This window comes from Octadecabacter temperatus, from assembly GCF_001187845.1.
GTDB lineage: Bacteria > Pseudomonadota > Alphaproteobacteria > Rhodobacterales > Rhodobacteraceae > Octadecabacter > Octadecabacter temperatus.
In genome coordinates, this window is sequence record NZ_CP012160.1 from 713,196 (window position 1) to 732,183 (window position 18,988).

At 56.0% G+C, this 18,988-nt stretch carries 20 protein-coding genes; 15 read left to right on the top strand and 5 right to left on the bottom strand.

The window, feature by feature from the left end; translation table 11 throughout:
* Positions 1 to 13: 13 nt before the first annotated feature.
* The 8 genes from OSB_RS03710 to ptsP all read left to right on the top strand — a co-directional run bounded on the left by OSB_RS03710 (position 14) and on the right by ptsP (position 9,516).
* Positions 14 to 679, top strand: a complete 666-nt coding sequence (locus tag OSB_RS03710; protein ID WP_049833722.1) for an SURF1 family protein — start codon at positions 14 to 16, stop codon at positions 677 to 679.
* Position 680: 1 nt separating this feature from the next.
* Complete coding sequence (gene thrC / locus OSB_RS03715; RefSeq protein WP_049833723.1) at positions 681 to 2,069, top strand: threonine synthase; 1,389 nt, start codon at positions 681 to 683, stop codon at positions 2,067 to 2,069.
* Positions 2,066 to 3,331, top strand: a complete 1,266-nt coding sequence (locus OSB_RS03720; RefSeq protein ID WP_049833724.1) for a M16 family metallopeptidase — start codon at positions 2,066 to 2,068, stop codon at positions 3,329 to 3,331. Before thrC ends, OSB_RS03720 begins: the two co-directional genes overlap by 4 nt.
* Positions 3,331 to 3,915, top strand: a complete 585-nt coding sequence (locus tag OSB_RS03725) for a GNAT family N-acetyltransferase (protein WP_049833725.1) — start codon at positions 3,331 to 3,333, stop codon at positions 3,913 to 3,915. Before OSB_RS03720 ends, OSB_RS03725 begins: the two co-directional genes overlap by 1 nt.
* A 104-nt stretch (positions 3,916 to 4,019) precedes the next feature.
* Positions 4,020 to 5,429 carry an FAD-binding oxidoreductase gene (locus OSB_RS03730; RefSeq protein ID WP_049833726.1) on the top strand — a complete coding sequence of 470 codons (1,410 nt, stop codon included), beginning with the start codon at positions 4,020 to 4,022 and terminating at the stop codon, positions 5,427 to 5,429.
* 68 nt (positions 5,430 to 5,497) lie between these two features.
* Positions 5,498 to 6,736, top strand: a complete 1,239-nt coding sequence (locus tag OSB_RS03735) for an aspartate kinase (RefSeq protein WP_049833727.1) — start codon at positions 5,498 to 5,500, stop codon at positions 6,734 to 6,736.
* Between the two features lie 2 nt (positions 6,737 to 6,738).
* On the top strand, positions 6,739 to 7,176 hold the full coding sequence (locus OSB_RS03740) for a GNAT family N-acetyltransferase (protein WP_082166502.1): 438 nt from the start codon (positions 6,739 to 6,741) through the stop codon (positions 7,174 to 7,176).
* A gap of 96 nt (positions 7,177 to 7,272) precedes the next feature.
* Positions 7,273 to 9,516, top strand: a complete 2,244-nt coding sequence (ptsP, locus tag OSB_RS03745; RefSeq protein ID WP_049833729.1) for a phosphoenolpyruvate--protein phosphotransferase — start codon at positions 7,273 to 7,275, stop codon at positions 9,514 to 9,516.
* A 25-nt stretch (positions 9,517 to 9,541) separates the two neighbouring features.
* On the opposite strand, the gene OSB_RS03750 is transcribed toward ptsP, so the two are convergent.
* Complete coding sequence (locus OSB_RS03750; RefSeq protein ID WP_049833730.1) at positions 9,542 to 10,351, bottom strand: EcsC family protein; 810 nt, start codon at positions 10,349 to 10,351, stop codon at positions 9,542 to 9,544.
* A 30-nt stretch (positions 10,352 to 10,381) separates the two neighbouring features.
* Entirely contained in the window at positions 10,382 to 10,855 is a 474-nt protein-coding gene (locus OSB_RS03755) for a GNAT family N-acetyltransferase (protein WP_049833731.1), read from the bottom strand.
* Positions 10,856 to 10,931: 76 nt separating this feature from the next.
* Between OSB_RS03755 and OSB_RS03760 the strand changes: the two genes are divergently transcribed.
* On the top strand, positions 10,932 to 11,534 hold the full coding sequence (locus tag OSB_RS03760) for a flavin reductase family protein (protein WP_200802519.1): 603 nt from the start codon (positions 10,932 to 10,934) through the stop codon (positions 11,532 to 11,534).
* Positions 11,535 to 11,543: 9 nt separating this feature from the next.
* Here the strand turns inward: OSB_RS03760 and OSB_RS03765 are convergent, their stop codons facing one another.
* Positions 11,544 to 13,157 carry a SulP family inorganic anion transporter gene (locus OSB_RS03765; RefSeq protein WP_200802534.1) on the bottom strand — a complete coding sequence of 538 codons (1,614 nt, stop codon included), beginning with the start codon at positions 13,155 to 13,157 and terminating at the stop codon, positions 11,544 to 11,546.
* Between the two features lie 163 nt (positions 13,158 to 13,320).
* On the opposite strand from OSB_RS03765, the gene OSB_RS03770 reads away from it, so the two are divergent.
* From OSB_RS03770 to OSB_RS03780, 3 genes are read left to right on the top strand one after another with little or no spacing between them, the layout of a single operon-like run.
* The gene (locus OSB_RS03770; RefSeq protein WP_049833733.1) at positions 13,321 to 14,190 is read left to right on the top strand and encodes an S-methyl-5'-thioadenosine phosphorylase; all 870 of its coding nucleotides are present in this window, start codon (positions 13,321 to 13,323) and stop codon (positions 14,188 to 14,190) included.
* A complete protein-coding gene (locus OSB_RS03775) occupies positions 14,187 to 14,843 on the top strand; it encodes a DUF2927 domain-containing protein (RefSeq protein WP_049833734.1) in 657 nt (218 codons plus the stop codon). The genes OSB_RS03770 and OSB_RS03775 overlap by 4 nt, the downstream gene beginning before the upstream one ends.
* A 19-nt stretch (positions 14,844 to 14,862) precedes the next feature.
* The gene (locus tag OSB_RS03780; RefSeq protein WP_049833735.1) at positions 14,863 to 15,405 is read left to right on the top strand and encodes an adenine phosphoribosyltransferase; all 543 of its coding nucleotides are present in this window, start codon (positions 14,863 to 14,865) and stop codon (positions 15,403 to 15,405) included.
* A gap of 3 nt (positions 15,406 to 15,408) precedes the next feature.
* Here the strand turns inward: OSB_RS03780 and OSB_RS03785 are convergent, their stop codons facing one another.
* Positions 15,409 to 15,825, bottom strand: coding sequence for a DUF1178 family protein (locus OSB_RS03785; RefSeq protein WP_049833736.1), 417 nt, complete (start codon positions 15,823 to 15,825; stop codon positions 15,409 to 15,411).
* A 29-nt stretch (positions 15,826 to 15,854) separates the two neighbouring features.
* Complete coding sequence (locus OSB_RS03790) at positions 15,855 to 16,316, bottom strand: NUDIX hydrolase (RefSeq protein ID WP_049833737.1); 462 nt, start codon at positions 16,314 to 16,316, stop codon at positions 15,855 to 15,857.
* 53 nt (positions 16,317 to 16,369) lie between these two features.
* Here OSB_RS03790 and modA point away from each other — a divergent pair, with 53 nt between their 5' ends.
* From modA to modC, 3 genes are read left to right on the top strand one after another with little or no spacing between them, the layout of a single operon-like run.
* Entirely contained in the window at positions 16,370 to 17,158 is a 789-nt protein-coding gene (gene modA / locus OSB_RS03795; RefSeq protein WP_049836030.1) for a molybdate ABC transporter substrate-binding protein, read from the top strand.
* Positions 17,155 to 17,850, top strand: coding sequence for a molybdate ABC transporter permease subunit (gene modB, locus OSB_RS03800; RefSeq protein WP_049833738.1), 696 nt, complete (start codon positions 17,155 to 17,157; stop codon positions 17,848 to 17,850). The genes modA and modB overlap by 4 nt, the downstream gene beginning before the upstream one ends.
* Positions 17,850 to 18,887, top strand: a complete 1,038-nt coding sequence (gene modC / locus OSB_RS03805) for a molybdenum ABC transporter ATP-binding protein (RefSeq protein WP_049833739.1) — start codon at positions 17,850 to 17,852, stop codon at positions 18,885 to 18,887. The genes modB and modC overlap by 1 nt, the downstream gene beginning before the upstream one ends.
* Positions 18,888 to 18,988 lie beyond the last annotated feature (101 nt).

Consider the following 18,988-nt stretch of genomic DNA (forward strand, 5'->3'; position numbering starts at 1 on the left):
TGGGACATTAACTATGCGGAAATTTCTCTTTCCTCTTGTGGCAGGCCTCGGCGGTCTTGTTGTGCTGCTGTATCTCGGCTTCTGGCAAATGGACCGGCTCGAATGGAAGATGGGTATCATCGGGGAAATCGAGGCGCGCCTCGCGGCAGATGCTGCCCCGCTACCAGATGCGCCGACATTTGAAGAAGACAACTACCGCACCGTCATCATGCAAGGTGCGGCTACCGGCGAAGAGATCCGCTTTCTGGATAGCGGCACCGTAGCTGGTACAGGCCACCGCATCATCACCGCTTTTGAAACTGTCGATGGTCGTCGCATCATGCTCGATCAAGGTTTGCTGCCGCTCTATTCCGAAACAGGCACGCCATTCACCGATGAAGTCACAGTGCAGGGTAACCTGATTTGGCCGGATGATATTTCCAAACAAGCCCCGCAAGACGGTGAATGGTACGCGCGTGACGTTCCCGCAATGGCTGAGGCTTTAGGAACGGAACCAGTTCTGGTCGTCCTTTACGCCGCGACCCAGTATGACGAGCGCTTAACGCCGTTGCCAGTGGACACGCGTTCAATCAAGAATGACCATCTTGAATATGCGATCACGTGGTTCTTGCTTGCCGTCGTTTGGCTTGCGATGACTTCCTTCTACACCGCGCGAATTCTGCGCAAGAAAGACGATTGATATGAAATACGTTTCCACCCGTGGCACCGCACCTGAACTGACGTTCGAAGACGCGATGATGACAGGCCTTGCACGCGACGGCGGGCTTTACGTGCCGGACGTGATCCCAACGCTGAGCCATGATGATATCGCTGAGATGGCTGGCCAGTCATATGAGGAAATCGCGTTCACGGTGATGCGTCCGTTTATCGGCGACACGTTCACGGACGACGAATTTCGCGACCTGATTGAGGCAGCTTATGCCGGTTTCAATCACGCCGCTCGCGCGCCGCTGAAACAGCTGGATTCCAACCACTTCTTGCTGGAACTGTTCCACGGCCCGACGCTGGCCTTCAAAGACTTCGCCATGCAGTTGATCGGGCAGATGTTTCAAGCGTCCCTTACACGATCTGGCAAACGCATCACAATCGTTGGCGCCACGTCCGGTGACACGGGTTCCGCCGCGATTGAAGCGTTTCGCGGTCTTGATAACGTCGATGTCTTTATCCTATTTCCGCACGGCCGTGTGTCCGAAGTGCAGCGCCGCCAGATGACCACGCCGGTCGAAAGCAATGTGCACGCCTTGGCGATGGACGGCGATTTCGACGATTGCCAAGCCGCGCTAAAAGACATGTTCAACGATTTCGAATTCCGCGATGGTGTGAACCTTGCTGGTGTGAATTCGATCAACTGGGGCCGCGTATTGGCGCAGGTTGTTTACTACTTCTCTTCTGCGGTTAGCCTTGGTGCACCGCACCGCAAGGTCAGCTTCACCGTGCCAACAGGCAACTTCGGGGACATCTTTGCAGGCTACATTGCCAAACGCATGGGGCTGCCGATTGATCAGCTGGTCATCGCGACAAACCAAAACGACATTTTGCACCGCACGCTGGAAACCGGCGCACAAGTTAAGGAAGGTGTGACACCGTCCATTTCGCCATCCATGGATATTCAGGTGTCGTCCAACTTTGAACGTGCACTGTTTGAAGCCTACGAACGCGATGGCGCTGTTGTGGCCGAGCAAATGGACGAGCTTAAAGACAAGGGCGAATTCACGATTTCCCAAGGTGCTATCGACATGCTGCGCGACACGTTTGCGTCTGGTCGTGCATCCGAGGATGAAACCTATGCAACGATCAAAACCGAGCTGATGCTTTCCGGCGAGTTGCTTTGTCCGCATTCTGCAGTTGGCGTAACTGTAGCGGGTGACCACTTGGGCGAAACGCCGATGATCACATTGGCCACAGCACACCCAGCCAAATTCCCGGCCGCGGTCGAAAAAGCGACAGGCCAACACCCAGACCTGCCACCGCACATGGCCGATCTATTTGAGCGTGACGAGCGTGTAACCCGTGTGCCAAGCGATCTGGACGCACTGCAAACCCTAATCAAAGAGCGGATCCAAAATTGACCGTCCAACAACACACGCTGTCCAACGGATTTCGCATCGTCACAGAGCAAATGCCCGGGCTTCAATCCGCGTCAATTGGCGTTTGGGTCACGGCGGGTGGTCGCCACGAACGTTCGGACCAGAATGGGATTGCCCATTTCCTTGAGCATATGGCGTTCAAGGGAACGGAGCGGCGGTCGGCGTTGCAGATTGCCGAGGCGATTGAAGATGTTGGTGGCTATATCAACGCCTATACCTCGCGCGAGATGACGGCCTATTACGCCCGCGTGTTGGAAAACGATGTGCCACTGGCACTGGATGTTATCGCCGATATTTTGTTGAACCCTGTGTTCGATCAAAACGAAATCGAAGTCGAACGCGGTGTGATTTTGCAAGAGATTGGCCAAGCCCACGACACGCCTGACGACATCATCTTTGACTGGCTTCAGGAAGAGGCGTTCCCGAACCAAGCGTTGGGCCGCACGATTTTGGGCCCGACCGAACGCGTGAGCTCGTTTTCACGCGGTGATCTGTCCGACTTCATTGGCGAACACTACGGACCGGATCAAATGATCCTGTCGGCAGCGGGTGCTGTGAACCCCGATGAGCTGCTCGCATTGGCTGAAAAGTTGTTTGGTCATTTGCCACCACGTTCAGAACCGAGTGCTGCAGAAGCGGCTGCCTTTGCGGGTGGAGAGAAGCGCGTGAAGAAGGGGCTGGAACAAGCCCATTTCGCACTTGCGTTTGAGGGGCCGGACTACCGTGACCCAAGCATTTATGCGGCACAGATCCATGCTGTCGCGATGGGAGGCGGCATGTCATCGCGCCTGTTCCAAGAGCTGCGGGAAAACCGTGGATTGTGTTATACAATATTCGCCCAAGCAGGGGCCTACGCCGACACTGGAATGCTGACGGTTTATGCTGGCACGTCGTCCGAACAATTGGGCGAGCTGGCAATGCTGACTGTGGATGAGTTGAAACGCGCAGCAGACGATATGTCCTCCGAAGAAGTCGCGCGTGCGCGTGCGCAGATGAAAGCGGGCATGCTGATGGGGTTGGAAAGCCCCTCGAACCGTGCCGAACGTCTTGCGCGTATGGTCGCGATTTGGGGCGACGTGCCGCACATCGAGGACACGATTGAACGTATCGATGCAGTGACAACAGGTGATGTGCGCGCCTTCGGGAGCAAGCTGATCACGGACGCCGGAAGCGCGATGGCGCTGTATGGCCCGATTGACAATGCACCTGCGTTTGAGGCTTTGAAGGCGAGGTTGGTTGCCTGATGCTTCGGGCGCGCAAAAAGGTTCGTCTTGAAACCGAACGGTTGACGCTGCGCCCGCCGATCCATTCAGATTTCCGCGCATGGTCCGCGTTACGTCATGAATCATCCGAATTCCTACAGCCGTGGGAGCCCACATGGGCATCCGACCACTTGACCCGTAAAAGTTTCACCAATCGCGTCTACTGGGCGCAACGGTCGATTTCCAATGGCACAGCCTTGCCGTTGTTTATTATTCGGCGTAGCGATGATGTGCTTTTAGGGGCAATCACGCTGGATCATATTAGACGCGGACCTGCACAAGCTGGCACGACAGGTTATTGGATCGGCGAACCTTTTGCACGTGAAGGCTATATGCGTGAGGCGATTGAGGCCGTTGTGCATTACGCATTCACGACGCTCGACCTAAGCCGGATCGAGGCGGGGTGCCTGAAAGAGAATGCGCCGTCGCGCGCATTATTAGAAAAGTGCGGGTTTAAGTACGAGGGCGTGGCGCAGGCGTATTTGCAGATCAACGGGCGCTGGCGAAACCATGTGCTATACGCCAATCTACGTCATGATCGGCGTGGAAAGACGGATGTGGGATGAGCTTACGCTAAGCGCGTGCCGCGAGCAATGAGGGGGGCTAGCCCCCCGTCGCAAGCGACTCCCCCCAGGATATTTAGAAGACAAAGACAAATAGGGTTGCTGAGATGGCATTGAATTCTGCGGATACTGCTTTCGTTGAAAAGTTGTGGGCAATCCTTCCGGAGGCGGCATTCGCAGCTGATCCGGCTGGTTTCTTAGTTGAGCCACGCGGGCGTTGGATTGGGCAAGGCGTTGTTGTGTCGCCTGCGTCAGTCGATGAGGTTTCGGCACTTATGGCGGCGTGCTTTGAGGCCTCGGTTCCGGTGGTTCCGTATGCAGGTGGGACTGGTTTGGTCGGTGGGCAAGTGGTTGAAAACGGGCCTGTGCCGGTTGTTCTGTCGCTGGCGCGGATGAATGAGATTCGGGCGGTTTATCCAGATGAAAATGTGATTGAGGTGGATGCGGGTGTGATTTTGCAGGATGTGCAAAGCGCGGCGGAGGATGCTGGTCGCTTGTTCCCGCTTTCACTCGCCTCAGAAGGGTCAGCGCGTATTGGCGGATTGTTAGCGACCAATGCGGGCGGGTTGAATGTAATCCGGTATGGAAATGCGCGGGCACAGTGTTTGGGCATTGAGGCTGTACTGGCAGACGGCACGATCTGGAACGGGATGAGCCGTCTTCGCAAAGACAACACGGGCTATGATTTGCGCGACTTGATGATCGGTTCGGAAGGATCGTTGGGCGTAATCACGGGCGCGTCCTTGCGTCTTATGCCGCGCCCCGCGCAAGAGGCGACGGCGATGTTTGTTGTGCGCTCGCCAGCCGCCGCCGTTTCACTGTTGGCCTTGGCGGGTGAGCGGCTTGGCGAGACGATTTCAGCGTTCGAGTTGATCCACCGGCAAGGGTTTGATTTCCTTCAGGAGGCCGGGATTGACCATAAGCGCCCCTTTGAGGAGGCGCCTGAATGGTCAGTTTTGATGAAGGTTGGGTTGCCGGAAGGACAATCACCGCAAGACGCGTTAGAAGCGCTGTTTGAGGCGGGGGATGGATTGGTATCAGACGGTGTCATTGCGCAATCTGGTCAGCAGGCGCAGGCGCTTTGGGATATCCGTGAGACCATTCCTGAAGCGAACAAGAGGATCGGGTCGATCTCGTCTCATGATATTTCGGTGCCGATTTCTTGTGTGCCGGAGTTCATTGACCGTGCACCAGCGATCCTTGCTAAGATTGGGGATTTTAGGATCAATTGTTTCGGCCACTTGGGGGACGGGAACCTGCATTACAACGTGTTCCCGCCAAAGGGGCGTGATCGTTCCGAGTTTGTAGATCAACGTGACGCGATCAAGACAGCGGTGCATGATCTGGCGCATTCATTCGGTGGATCGGTCAGTGCGGAACATGGGATTGGGCGCTTGAAGGTCAAAGACCTTGAAACTTACGGCGACCCAACAAAGCTGGTGATGATGCGGGCCATCAAGGATGCGCTCGATCCATGCGGCATTATGAACCCAGGTGCAGTATTACGGGCCAAATAGGGGCGTGACCTTGCGCCGCTGAGCCGTGCGCCGTATGACGGCGCGGACTAAGAAACTAAGGACAGATTATGCCAGTTCTGGTGATGAAATTCGGCGGCACATCGGTGGCGACCGTGGACAAGATCAAGCGGGCGGCCAAGAAGGTCGGCGTTGAAGTGGCTAAGGGCTACGATGTGATCGTGATCGTATCGGCCATGTCCGGTGAAACGAACAAACTTGTGGGTTTTGTGAACGACACCTCGCCGATGTGTGATGCGCGCGAATACGACGCGATCGTGAGTTCAGGTGAGAACGTGACGGCAGGTCTAATGGCACTGACGTTGCAAGAAATGGACGTGCCAGCGCGCAGCTGGCAGGGCTGGCAGGTTCCTGTGAAAACCACGTCTGCGCATTCATCGGCGCGGATTGAGGAAATCCCGACAGACAACATCAATGCGAAATTCGGTGAAGGCATGAAAGTAGCCGTTGTCGCAGGCTTCCAAGGGGTCAGCCCCGAAGGACGCATCACAACGCTGGGCCGCGGCGGGTCTGATACGACTGCCGTAGCGTTTGCCGCCGCGTTTGAAGCGGATCGTTGCGATATTTATACAGACGTTGACGGTGTTTACACCACGGACCCACGTGTCACGGATAAGGCACGCAAGCTCGACAAGATCGCGTTTGAAGAGATGCTTGAACTGGCGTCTTTGGGTGCGAAGGTTTTGCAGACACGATCTGTTGAGTTGGCGATGCGCTACAAAGTGCGCTTGCGCGTGCTATCATCATTTGAAGAACAATCTGACGAAGCCGGAACGCTCGTCTGTGCGGAGGAAGAAATCATGGAATCCAATGTAGTAGCTGGCGTGGCGTTTAGCCGTGACGAAGCAAAGATGACGCTTATTTCGGTTGCTGACCGCCCTGGCATCGCGGCTGCGATCTTTGGGCCATTGGCCGAAGCGGGTGTGAACGTCGATATGATCGTTCAAAACATTTCGGAAGAGGGGCGCACAGATATGACGTTCTCTTGCCCGATCGACCAAGTGAAGCACGCGCAAAAGGCGATGGACGAAGCCAAAGCACGGGACGACATCAACTTCCACGATCTGGTTGCTGATACGGATGTTGCAAAGGTTTCGATTGTCGGCATCGGGATGCGATCCCACGCAGGCGTCGCGGCAAAAATGTTTGCGACGTTGCGCGATGAAGGCATCAACATCAAAGTCATCACGACATCTGAAATCAAAACGTCTGTCTTGGTTGACCGCAAGTACATGGAGCTTGCCGTGCAGGCTCTGCATGACGCGTTCGAATTGGAGAAAGCAGCTTGAACTTGATTGTTCGCCCTATTGAAGTTGCAGACCACGCCGCTTGGGATGAGCTCTATCAGGCTTACGCTGAATTCTATGGTGTCGATCAAACAGCAGACATGCGCGAGCGCGTATTTGGATGGCTGACGACTCATGCCCATGAGGTGAATGGGTTCTGCGCTGAGCTGGACGGTGCCCTTGTTGGCATTACTCATTACCGCGTGTTCGCACGGCCCTTAGCCGCCGCGACGGGTCTGTTTCTGGATGACTTGTTCGTCTCGCCAGATGCGCGTGGCACAGGTGCTGCTGGGGCGTTGATTGATGCCGTGCGGGATGTCGCAAAATCAGACGGCCATAGCGTCGTGCGCTGGATTACCGCCAAGGACAATGCACGCGCACGTGGGCTTTATGACAAGATCGCCAACGAAACGGCTTGGGTTACTTACGATCTAAACGTCTGAAATTTGGGCGTTTTGACGCAACTTTCGCGTGTTTAACCCCATTGCGACCCTATGCACTGGCCTATAGTCTCCTTTTCGAAGGCGCTGGGGGACTAAATGCCACAAGGTTTCGAGACTGAAAGCCGCAAGCTACTTGTGCGACTGCGCGATGTTATGGCCAGTGGTGAAGCTGGCCAAGCGCGCTTGGACGAAATCGTGCGCCTTATTGCGAACTCGATGAGCGCAGAGGTCTGTTCTATATACCTTTTTCGCGATGATGAGACACTGGAGCTTTGCGCGACTGAGGGTCTGCAACAAGAAGCGGTGCACCAGACGCGGATGCGTTTGGGCGAAGGTCTTGTAGGGCGGGTCGCGAAAACGCGTCGTGTTGTTAACACTGCAGACGCCCCGTCTGAACGTGGATTTCGCTACATGCCGGAAACGGGCGAAGAGCGGTATTCTAGTTTCTGCGGTATCCCAGTTCAGCGCGTTGGCGAAACGATGGGCGTTCTGGTCGTTCAAAGCCGCGAGTCCCGTGAGTACACAGCAGACGAAATCTACGCCTTAGAAGTCGTCGCAATGGTGCTGGCCGAGATGAATGAGCTTGGCGCCTTTACCGGTGAGGGTGCCGCAATGCGCGCGCGCCATCAGGAACCGATCATGTTCAAGGGACTCGTCGGCCAAGAAGGGGTCGCAGGCGGTAACGTCTATTTGCACGAGCCGCGCGTGGTCGTGACGAACGTGGTTGCAGATGACCCCGAGGTCGAGCTGACACGCCTACGCGAAGCCGTCGATTCATTGCGCATTTCGGTCGATGAAATGCTGACGCAGACGGCGACGGTAAACAACGACCAGAAACAAGTGCTTGAAGCCTACCGCATGTTTGCCAATTCGCGCGGTTGGATGAAGCGGATGGAAGCCGATATTGACCAAGGTCTATCTGCTGAAGCCGCTGTCGAAAAAGAGCAATCCTTAGCGCGCACGCGGATGCAATCGGCCGATAGTTACCTGCGTGATCGCCTCCATGACCTTGATGACCTGTCCAACAGGTTGTTGCGCATTTTGACGGGGCAGGGACGCGATGCCACCGGTGCGGAAATGCCCGATAACCCCGTCCTTGTCGCCCGTAATATCGGCCCGGGTGAATTGCTGGAGTACGGCAAAAAAATCAAAGGCATCGTCCTTGAGGAAGGGTCCGTTGGCAGCCATGCGGCCATCGTCGCGCGTGCTTGGGCGATCCCGCTTGTGATCCGTGCAACAGAAATTACGGCGCAGGCGTTGAACGGCGATCAGATTTTGGTGGACGGGGATCAGGGCATTGCGCACCTGCGTCCTGACGACACCGTTAAGGCTGCGTTTAACGACAAAATGGCGATGCAAACGGCCGCACAGAAACGCTACGCCAGTATCCGTGATCTACCTGCCCAAACGCAGTGTGGGAAAGTGATTTCCCTTACTATGAACGCTGGGTTGATGGCCGACTTGCCCTCTCTTCCGAGTTCGGGTGCCGAAGGTGTCGGGCTTTTCCGGACGGAACTTCAGTTCCTTATCCGCAGCCAAATGCCAAAACGCGCCGAATTATCCGCACTTTACACGCGTGTTCTGGATGCGGCGAATGGTCAACGCGTGGCGTTCCGCACGTTAGATATCGGGTCGGACAAGGTCCTGTCCTACATGAAGCCCAATGACGAACCGAACCCTGCGATGGGCTGGCGTGCGATCCGTGTTGGCCTTGAAAAGCCGGGCGTTTTGCGGATGCAATTGCAGGCGCTTATTCGGGCTGCGAATGGGAGGCCCCTGACGGTGATGTTCCCGTTTGTCGCCCAACTTGAAGAATACCGCATGGCGCGGGCTGAGTTTGACAAAGCGATGGAACGTGAACGTATCCTTGGGCATCCGCTGCCGTCGTCTTTCGAAATCGGCGCGATGCTTGAGACGCCAAGCCTCGCGTTTGCGCCGGACGTGTTCTTTCAAGAGGTCGATTTTATTTCGATTGGCGGCAACGACCTAAAGCAGTTCTTTTTTGCCGCAGATCGCGAAAACGAGCGTGTACGCCGCCGCTATGACACCCTAAACGTAAGCTTCCTGACGTTCTTGGAGCAGCTGATCGCGCGCTGCAACGCGCACAACACACCTGCCAGTTTTTGTGGTGAAGACGCAGGTCGCCCGATTGAAGCTGTGGTTTTTGCAGCACTCGGTTTGCGCAATTTGTCCATGCGTCCCGCGTCGATTGGGCCAGTTAAGCATCTTCTGAGACGCCTGAATTTGGATGAAGTCAAAGCCGTAATCGACGAGTCCCGCGCTCGCGGGGACCAATCTGTTCGTAGTGCAGTTACGGAATACCTGCGCAAACAGGTTTAAGGCCGCCGGCCCAAACGCGGGCGGGTCAGGCTTTTAGAAGTGGTTTCTTTAGCTTGATCGTTTCTTGCGTAAACGCATCCGCGATTTGATCCGTGCCATAAGTCCGCGCAAGTTTGCGAAGGCCGAAATGCACATGGGCGATTTCCGTATAATACGTCACGAAAGTGTAATTGGTGCCAGCGCCTGCAGCAGCCCCCAAAACAGGCACGGTCTTAGCGGCGAGTTTTTGCCCCAAAACAGCAGCAAATTGCGGTGCGATCTTGCTAATGAGCTTGTTTATCGCGGCACCGGACAGTCCGACACGCGCCCCGACAAACGATGTATCAACACCATCGTCTTCATCACCCAGCCCGCCTTTGCCGAACACCTGCAAACACTGAAAACGTGTTTCAACTGTCATGGGATCTTCGCCATGTTCAGCCGCAATCCCTTGCACTGCGCGAAAGATCACGGTCGTGGCGAGCGGGAGCTCAACAAGGGCGGTTGGCAAACCACCCAAACCCCCAAGTGCGCCTGACACCGTTGCAAGGGCCTTATGCGCACGATCGGTGGCGACAAAGCGCCCGACACCACCCTTGCTGCGCCCAGCAGCGTCATAACTGGCGCGAAGGCCACGCTTGGCAGCCGCATCAAGACGGGTCCGTGTGCGTTCAGGGAGCAGCTTCATGCCGTCTTCGACCTGTCCGCCCAGAAAGGACACGACCTGCATCAACACGCCCGTCGCATCATTCTGCCGTGCGGCAAGCGCTGCAACACGTGCGCGTGCGTCATCATCAAGTTGGGTTGAAGGGGCGTCTGGATTGACGAGATGCAGTGTCGTTGGATCTGTTGTCATATCTTACAGATAGGGTCGAAAGGCGAAAAATCAATCCAAGCGCTTGCGAACGCGCCCCCGAATACCAGCCCAAGCCCCAAAACCCAGCACACGTGCTGGGTTCGTTGGCGGCGGCATCACCACCCCGTTGAGCAGCTTAAACCCGAAGCGTTCGTAGTAGGGCGCATCGCCAACAAGCAACACACGCGGCCAACCGGCAGGGCCTGCACGTTCCAAAACATCGCGGATCAAGAGCCCACCAAGGCCTTCACCCTGACGGGTAGGGTGGACTGCAACGGGGCCAAGCAACAAGGCGCTATGATCTTCGACGCGGATTGGCCAACAGCGGATCGCCCCGCCGATGACTCCGTCGTCGGTCGCAAATACGCGGCAAAACGCAGGAACAGGGGGGACGTCATCGCGCAATCGATAAGACGACAGCGCCTTTCGGCCCGGCGCGAACGTCAGGTCATAGAGGCTTTCAATGCCCCACCAATCGTCAGGTGTTTCGTTCCGCAACTCCATAGGGTTAGATGAACCCGTGTTTCGCTTTCATTGCAAACAGGTTATGGGCGAAAATCAATTGATCGAAGGAAATTACGTGTTTTACGAACCTAAAGACGGGCACGGGCTGCCACATAATCCATTCAATGCGATCGTTACGCCACGCCCAATCGGTTGGATCTCCAGCCGTGGCACGGACGGGTCCGATAATTTGGCACCATATTCCTTCTTCAATGCCGTCGCATACGAGCCGCCACAGGTGATGTTTTCGTCAACAAGTACCAAGCCTGATCGCGGGGACACCAAGGACAGTGTTTCCAATATCCGAGAGACCGGCGTGTTTGCGGTCAACATCGTAGAATACGCCATGCGCGATGCAATGAACCAGACCAGCGGGCCGTGGGGCCGCGAAGTGGATGAGTTTGTGGATGCAGGCATCGAAAAGGCCGCTTGCCGCACGATTGATTGCGCAAGCGTTGCCGGTGCGCCTGCGGTGCTGGAATGCCGTGTTACCCAGATCATCAAGATCGAAGGGGATGCGAATTTCGCTGTGTTCGGGGAAGTTGTCGGTGTGCAGATGCGTGATGACTGCATGGTCGATGGCGCGTTTGACGTCACACGTTTTCAGCCGCTCGCACGGGGTGGGTATCGTGACTATTCCGTCGTGCGGGACGTGTTCCAATTGGACCGCCCCGCATAACGTTCGCGTTTAGTGGCCGCCGATGATGCCCGTTTTGACGGAATAATCGACCGCGATTTCGTAGTCAGGGTCATCGTCACTGTCGACAATCAGGTGGCCTGCTTTGGACAACAATGAATGGCAATCATGGGTCAGGTGACGCAGTTGGATTGACTTGCCTTGCTCTTCGTACTTTGCGGCGACATCTTCGATGGCCTGCAAAGCGGAATGGTCGGCAACGCGTGAGCCTGCGAAGTCGATAATCACTGACTTCGGGTCGCCTGCTACGTCAAACAATTCAACGAAACCGTCAGCGGAGCCAAAGAACAACGGGCCGTTCACTTTGTAGATCTTGGCGCCGTCTTCGGTTGTTTCGGTTTCTGCGTGGATACGGCGCGCGTTGGACCATGCATATGCCAGCGCGGAGACGATCACGCCAACCACAACCGCAATCGCGAGGTTGGTTAGGACCGTGACGACCGTGACCAGCACGATCACGAATGCATCCATGCGTGGGACTTTCGTCATAATCTTAAAGCTGTTCCACGCAAAGGTGCCAATCACGACCATAAACATCACACCAACCAACGCGGCGAGTGGGATTTTTTCGATCAAGCCAGACGCGAACAAGATGAATGCCAGCAAGAACAGCGCAGCAACGGTGCCCGCAATGCGCGTGCGGCCGCCAGATTTCACGTTGATCATGGACTGACCGATCATCGCACAACCACCCATGCCACCAAAGAAACCAGTGACTGTGTTGGCAACGCCCTGAGCGATACATTCTTGGCTTGCGCCACCACGTTTGCCCACGATTTCACCGACAAGGTTCAGCGTCAGAAGGCTTTCGATCAGGCCGATTGCTGCGAGTACCAGGGAGAATGGCAAGATGATCCACAGCGTCTCTAGCGTCAGTGGGACCATCGGAATGTGGAAAGGTGGCAGGCCGCCTTCGATGCTGGCAAGGTCACCCACCAACGGCACATCAAGGCCAAGACCAATCACGATGATCGCAATGATACCAATGCCCGCAAGAGGAGACGGGATCAGGTTCGTTATTCGTGGCCAAATCCAGATGATTGCCATGGTCAACGCAGTCAGCGCCAGCATCAGGTAAAGCTTCGTACCCGTCAGCCAGTCACCATTCGGAATGCCGTGGCTACCCCCATGTGCAGTGCCGGGAACTTGGAATTGGCCGAGCTGCGCAAGAAAAATAACGATCGCGAGGCCATTCACAAAGCCCAACATCACTGGGTGTGGCACGAGGCGGATGAATTTCCCCCAATGCATAAAGCCAACGACCAGTTGGATTAACCCCATCAAAACAACGGCAGCGAACAAGTATTCAACGCCGTGCAGGGCGACAAACGCGACCATCACGACAGCCAAAGCACCCGTCGCACCGGAAATCATCCCCGGCCGACCGCCAATCAACGCCGTAATCAGGCCAACGATAAACGCAGCATAAAGTCCAACCAGCGGATCAACCCCTGCCACAAAGGCAAAGGCCACGGCTTCAGGAACCAGTGCAAGCGCAACGGTAAGACCAGAGAGAATTTCGATCCGCAGGCGATCAGGCGTCAGGTTTTTACCAGACGGTTTCAGATCGGCTTCTTCAAGACGGTTAACAAAGCTCGCGAGCATGGATTGGCGCACAGATTCACCTGAATAATTGGGGAGTGTTGCGCGCCGTGTAGCCCAAGGGGTCTGTGCTGTCACCCCCGCAGCGCCCGATGGTTCCGCATTTGTGGCCTTCACAAGCAGAAGATTGCACGGCAAAGTTGAGGGACTGCGGAAGGGTTTTGATATGAAAACGAAAATCGGGATCATTGGCGGGTCTGGACTGTATGACATCGACGGGTTGCAAGGTGCAGCTTGGGTGGATGTGGACAGCCCGTGGGGTGCGCCATCTGATGCGATTCTGACGGGTACGTTGGATGGAATTGAAATGGCGTTTTTGCCACGTCACGGGCGTGGGCATGTGCATTCGCCCAGCACCGTGCCATATCGCGCAAATATTGATGCGCTCAAACGGCTGGGCTGCACGGATGTGATTTCAGTGTCTGCTTGCGGATCATTCCGCGAGGACATGGCCCCGGGTGATTTTGTGGTCGTGAGCGATTTCATCGACCGCACCTTCGCGCGTGAAAAGTCGTTCTTTGGAACCGGCTGTGTTGCCCATGTTAGTGTCGCCCATCCGGTGTGTCCGCGCCTTGGTGATGCATGCGAAACAGCGGGCAAGGCGGCGGGCGTGACGGTTCATCGCGGTGGCACATACTTGGCGATGGAAGGACCGCAGTTTTCATCCTTTGCCGAAAGCAAGTTGTACCGTGAGGTTTGGAGCTGTGATGTGATCGGTATGACCAACATGCCTGAAGCCAAACTCGCCCGCGAAGCTGAACTTTGTTACGCCTCCGTGGCGATGATTACCGACTATGACAGCTGGCATCCTGATCACGGAAGCGTCGACATTTCTGACATTATCAAGACGCTAGGGGCGAATTCTAATGCGGCCAAAGCGATGGTCGCTGGTCTTCCCGCGCTACTGGGCGCAGTGCGCGAGGACTGCCCACATGGATGCGATCGCGCCTTGGAACACGCGATCATGACCGCACCAGATGCGCGAGATCCTGCACTTTTGGCAAAGCTTGATGCCGTCGCGGGTCGGGTTTTGTGATCCGTTGTTTGCTGTCACTCATGCTCGCAACGCCTTTGGCTGCGCAGGAATATATTGTCACAGACGGCCCGCTGACGGACGGCGAATTTTACGGTGTCGTGTCCTGCGCCGCGCGGCCGGGGCAGGGATGTAACGAGCCCATCGTCCGATGGGACCAACCGGTTGTCACCGTAGGGTTCGAACCCATGGTGCCGTCATACCCGACTGATTTGGCGCGCGAGTTTGACCGCGTTTTGGATACCTCAATCTCGCAGATCAATTCCGCAGCACCTGGGTTAAACCTAAGACGTGTCGCCAAATCGGAGTCCGCGCATGTGCGTTTGTTTTTACAACCGATCCGATCTGGCGATGCGGTCCGTGGCACGGGGTACGCCGAACTCGACGGGACCCCGATTGGCGCTGCGATAGTACAGATTTATTGGGACGACGACATGAAGCTTACCGAAGCGTTGATCGCCTTCGCCCGTGATATCCCGATCGACCAAGCAGGGCCCATCATGCTTGAGGAACTGACCCAAGCGATGGGGCTGATGACGGATATCCGCAATCCATATTACGAAACCCGCTCGGTTTTTTCAGAAGACAGCAATTCAGTCGCGAAACTGGGTGTACAAGACCGCGCTGCCCTGCGACTTCACTATCCAGCCCAATGACTTACCCATAGGATCGACCATGAAAGCCCCAAAGAAAGACGTTCGCGATTACATCCGCACAATTCCCGATTTCCCACATGAGGGGATCATGTTTCGCGATGTGACAACGCTGTTTTCCCACCCGCGTGGGTTTCGCATGGCGATTGACCAACTGCTGCACCCCTATGCGGGCGAAGACATCGATGTGGTCGTCGGGCTTGAAGCACGCGGGTTCATTCTTGGCGGCGCAATTGCGCACCAGCTTGGCAAAGGCTTCGTGCCGATCCGCAAGGAAGGTAAATTGCCGGGCAAGACGATCAAGCAACCCTACACGCTGGAATACGGCGAGGCGGTCATGGAAATTCATGACGATGCGATTGAGGCGGGTTCTAAGGTTCTGGTCGTGGATGATTTGTTGGCCACAGGCGGGACCGCTGAGGCCGGGATCAAACTGCTAGAACAGTTGGGCGGCGAAGTCGTGGGATGTGCCTTTGTGATCGACCTGCCTGAACTGGGTGGCCGTGCCAAGTTAGAGGCGCTGGGTATGGATGTTCATATTCTGTGTGAATTTGAAGGTGAATAACGACTAGTTCGTTTTGCGTTTCGGAACGAAGGGCAACGGCATCACCGGAACGCCGTCGTCGATTAGCTTTTTAGCGTCATCAAGTTTCGTCTCGCCCCAAATTGCGCGTTCGGGTGCATCGCCGTCGTGCATCTTGCGGGCTTCATCTGCAAAGTCTTTGCCGACATAGTCGCTGTTATCTTCGACGTCTTTGCGCAGCTTTGTTAGGGATTCCTCAGCGTCCGACATGGGCGCGCTTAGGTCTGTTTTATTGCCCTTGGCAGGCACCGACGGTGCCATCAATGCGCGTGACACCGCGGTCGATGCACAAACCGCGCACGCCAGATGCCCAGCCTTTGCCAAGGCATCAAATGCCTCCGACGACTGAAACCAGCTTTCAAACTGGTGATCTTGGTCACAGATGAGCGTGTAGCGGATCAAAAGAGCCTCATGGTTTGGTTCGACGTAGCTTAAGCAGTCTCAGGTCGAAAGCTAAGGATGATATCGCCCAGTTCAACGTCATCGACCATCGCCGCGGCCTTTTTGCGCGAAACCCACTTACGATCGCGCTCTTTTTTCTCGGGCCATGTGCGTAGAACCTTTTTAACACGAAGCGGGTAGACGACCGCGATGCAAGGTAAATCGTCTTCGGGTCGCGTCTTGCTGTAGCTGAAAACCCCAATCGGACGGGAAAGGATTTTTCCGCGTACGCCTGCTTCTTCATAGGCCTCTGTCGCAGCGGCATCCATTGGGGTTTGCCCATCCATTGGCCAGCCTTTCGGAATGATCCAACGACCCGAACCACGCGACGTAATAACGCAAAACTGCAGTTTGTCGTTTTTGATGCGATAGCATAGGGCCGCGAATTGGGTGCGCAGGTCTGTTTTCGACGCGTCCCCCAGTTCAATTTCCTGTTGTTGCAAACCTTTCATGTTTGCTGATCCGCCTGTTGCCCTTCGTGCGCGTTGGTGCGCACAATTATCTGATGAAGATGCTAAACCACATATCGAACCTATTGCAAAGATTTGAAGGCATTAAGGGCCGCCATCTGGCGACTTGCGTCGCTATTTGGGTGTCCGCTGTGCAAATCGTGCAGGCTGAAACGCTCACGGTCTTCGCGGCCTCAAGCCTGCGTGACGCATTGGGTGAGATCGCTACTGACTTTGAGACGCAATCAGGCGACGACGTTGTCCTCGTTTTTGCGGCATCCTCAGCGGTGGCGCGGCAGGTGGCCCAAGGTGCGCCGGCAGATGCGGTGTTGTTGGCGGACAAAGATTGGGCGGATTGGTTGCTGGCTGAGGGGGCCGTCACGGAGGTTTCACCGTTTGCGACGAACCGCTTGGTTGTCGTTGGGCGCGAAGACACATCTATCGCGGGCATGGCAGACCTAGTCGCGAACTTGGGCGACAGCAGAATTGCCATGGCGCAAGTCGAAGCGGTTCCGGCCGGGCGTTATGGGAAAGCTGCATTGATCACGCATGGTGTTTGGCGGACGGTGGAACCACAGGTCGTGCAAGCGGCCAACGTGCGTGCGGCGTTGCGATTTGTTGAACGGGGTGATGCACGTTTCGGGATTGGATATGCCAGTGACCTCGTCGCGCTACCGACCCTGTCCGAGCTCTATTCATTTGCACCTGACACCCATCCGAAAATCGTTTATTCGGGGGCGCAAGTAACCCCAGCAGGCGCGAGTTTTATGGCATATATTCAATCTGTTGAGGCGCAAAATTCCTTGGCTCTTTGGGGTTTCGAAGCTTTGGAAATTCAACAATGACGGACTGGCTCGGCCCTGCGGAGTGGACGGCCCTTTGGCTGTCGCTGAAAGTCGCGTTTTGGGCGACGTTGCTTAGTTTGCCGTTCGGGTTTGCTGCCGCCTATGCATTGGCGCGTGGGAATTTCTTTGGTCGGCAGGCGTTGAACGTCTTGGTGCATTTGCCACTGGTGATGCCACCGGTTGTGACGGGATACCTGTTGCTTTTGGGGTTTGGGCGATCGGGTCCGCTCGGTGAATTGTTCGAGGACTTGTTTGGCGTGATCTTCGCCTTCCGTTGGACGGGCGCTGCATTAGCGGCTGCGATTATGGGCTTTCCCTTGATGGTGCGTGCGATCCGATTGTCGCTTGAGGCGATCGATACCGGAATAGAAGAAGCCGCCGCGACACTTGGTTCATCGAAGTGGAAGGTTTTGCGCACCATTACGCTACCCCTCGCGTGGCCGGGGATACTGGCAGGGGCCATCTTGGGCTTCGCGAAGGGCATGGGTGAATTCGGGGCGACGATAACGTTCGTGTCCAACATTCCCGGACAGACCCAAACACTGGCCCTCTCCATCGACACGTTGCTGGAAATTCCCGGTGGGGAGCCGTTAGCACTGCGCCTTGCGCTCGTGTCTATTGCCATCGCCGCATGTGCGTTAATCGTTTCGGAAGTCCTTGCGCAGCGGGTTAGCAAGCGGAGGGCTTTGTGATGTTAAAGGTCTCGGTTGCCAAATCCTTTGAAGGGTTTTCGCTAGATGTTGCTTTTGAAGCGCCCGCAGGTGTCACGGCAATTTTTGGGCCGTCTGGGTCGGGAAAAACCAGCATCATTCGCGCGGTTGCGGGGGTGCTGGATTGTGATCGCGCGGACATCTCGCTTGACGGTGAAGTACTGTCAGACCTGCCGCCGCACAAACGAAAAGTGGGCTATGTCTTCCAAGACGCACGCCTTTTCCCGCATATGACGGTTCTGAAAAATCTACGGTACGGCGGGACGCATGACGAAGAAGCTGTCATTGCGGTTCTCGGCCTTGGTGCATTGCTGGAACGCTACCCTGCGTCTCTATCGGGTGGTGAGAAACAGCGGGTCGCGCTTGGTCGTGCCTTGATGTCGGCGCCGAAAGTTTTGCTGCTGGATGAGCCGCTTTCAGCGCTTGATGGACCGCGAAAAGCCGAAGTTTTACCATATCTCGAAGCACTGCGCGATCAAACGTCCATCCCGATCCTTTATGTCAGTCATGACATGGGCGAGGTCGCACGTATGGCCAGCCGTATCGTTGTGATCGACCAAGGGAAGGTCGCGCTTTCTGGTGAAGTGCAGGATGTTTTGGCGGACCCTGCTGCGGTGCCTTTCGTGGGCCTTGGAGCTGCTGGCGCGGTTTTGACGGGGCGTGTCGTCGGGCTTGCCGATGATGGTTTAACCAAGATCGAAACGGGTGCAGGCGCGCTTTGGGTTCCGGGTGCAGTCGGGCGTACAGGTAGCCACGCGCGGGTTCGAATTCCCGCGCAAGACGTGATCCTGTCGCGATCAGCCCCGAAAGATATGAGCGCCCTAAACGTACTGTCCGCGACAATTACCGCGCTCGAGCACGGCAAAGGGCCAGGTGTGGCGGTAGCATTACAAGCCGGCGACGCAAGGTTACTAGCACGCATTACAAAGCGATCCTGCCAGGCGATGAAGTTGAAGGACGGCGACCAAGTCTTTGCAATCCTTAAAGCAACTGCAATTGCGCCCTCGGACGTTAGCTAGCATGCCGCGCCTAAATAAGGCGTTTCATTGAATGACTACAGGCAATGCTTACGTTCATTCGTGCCGCTGTGACGGTTTGGCGGTAGAAACACGTTTCAGCG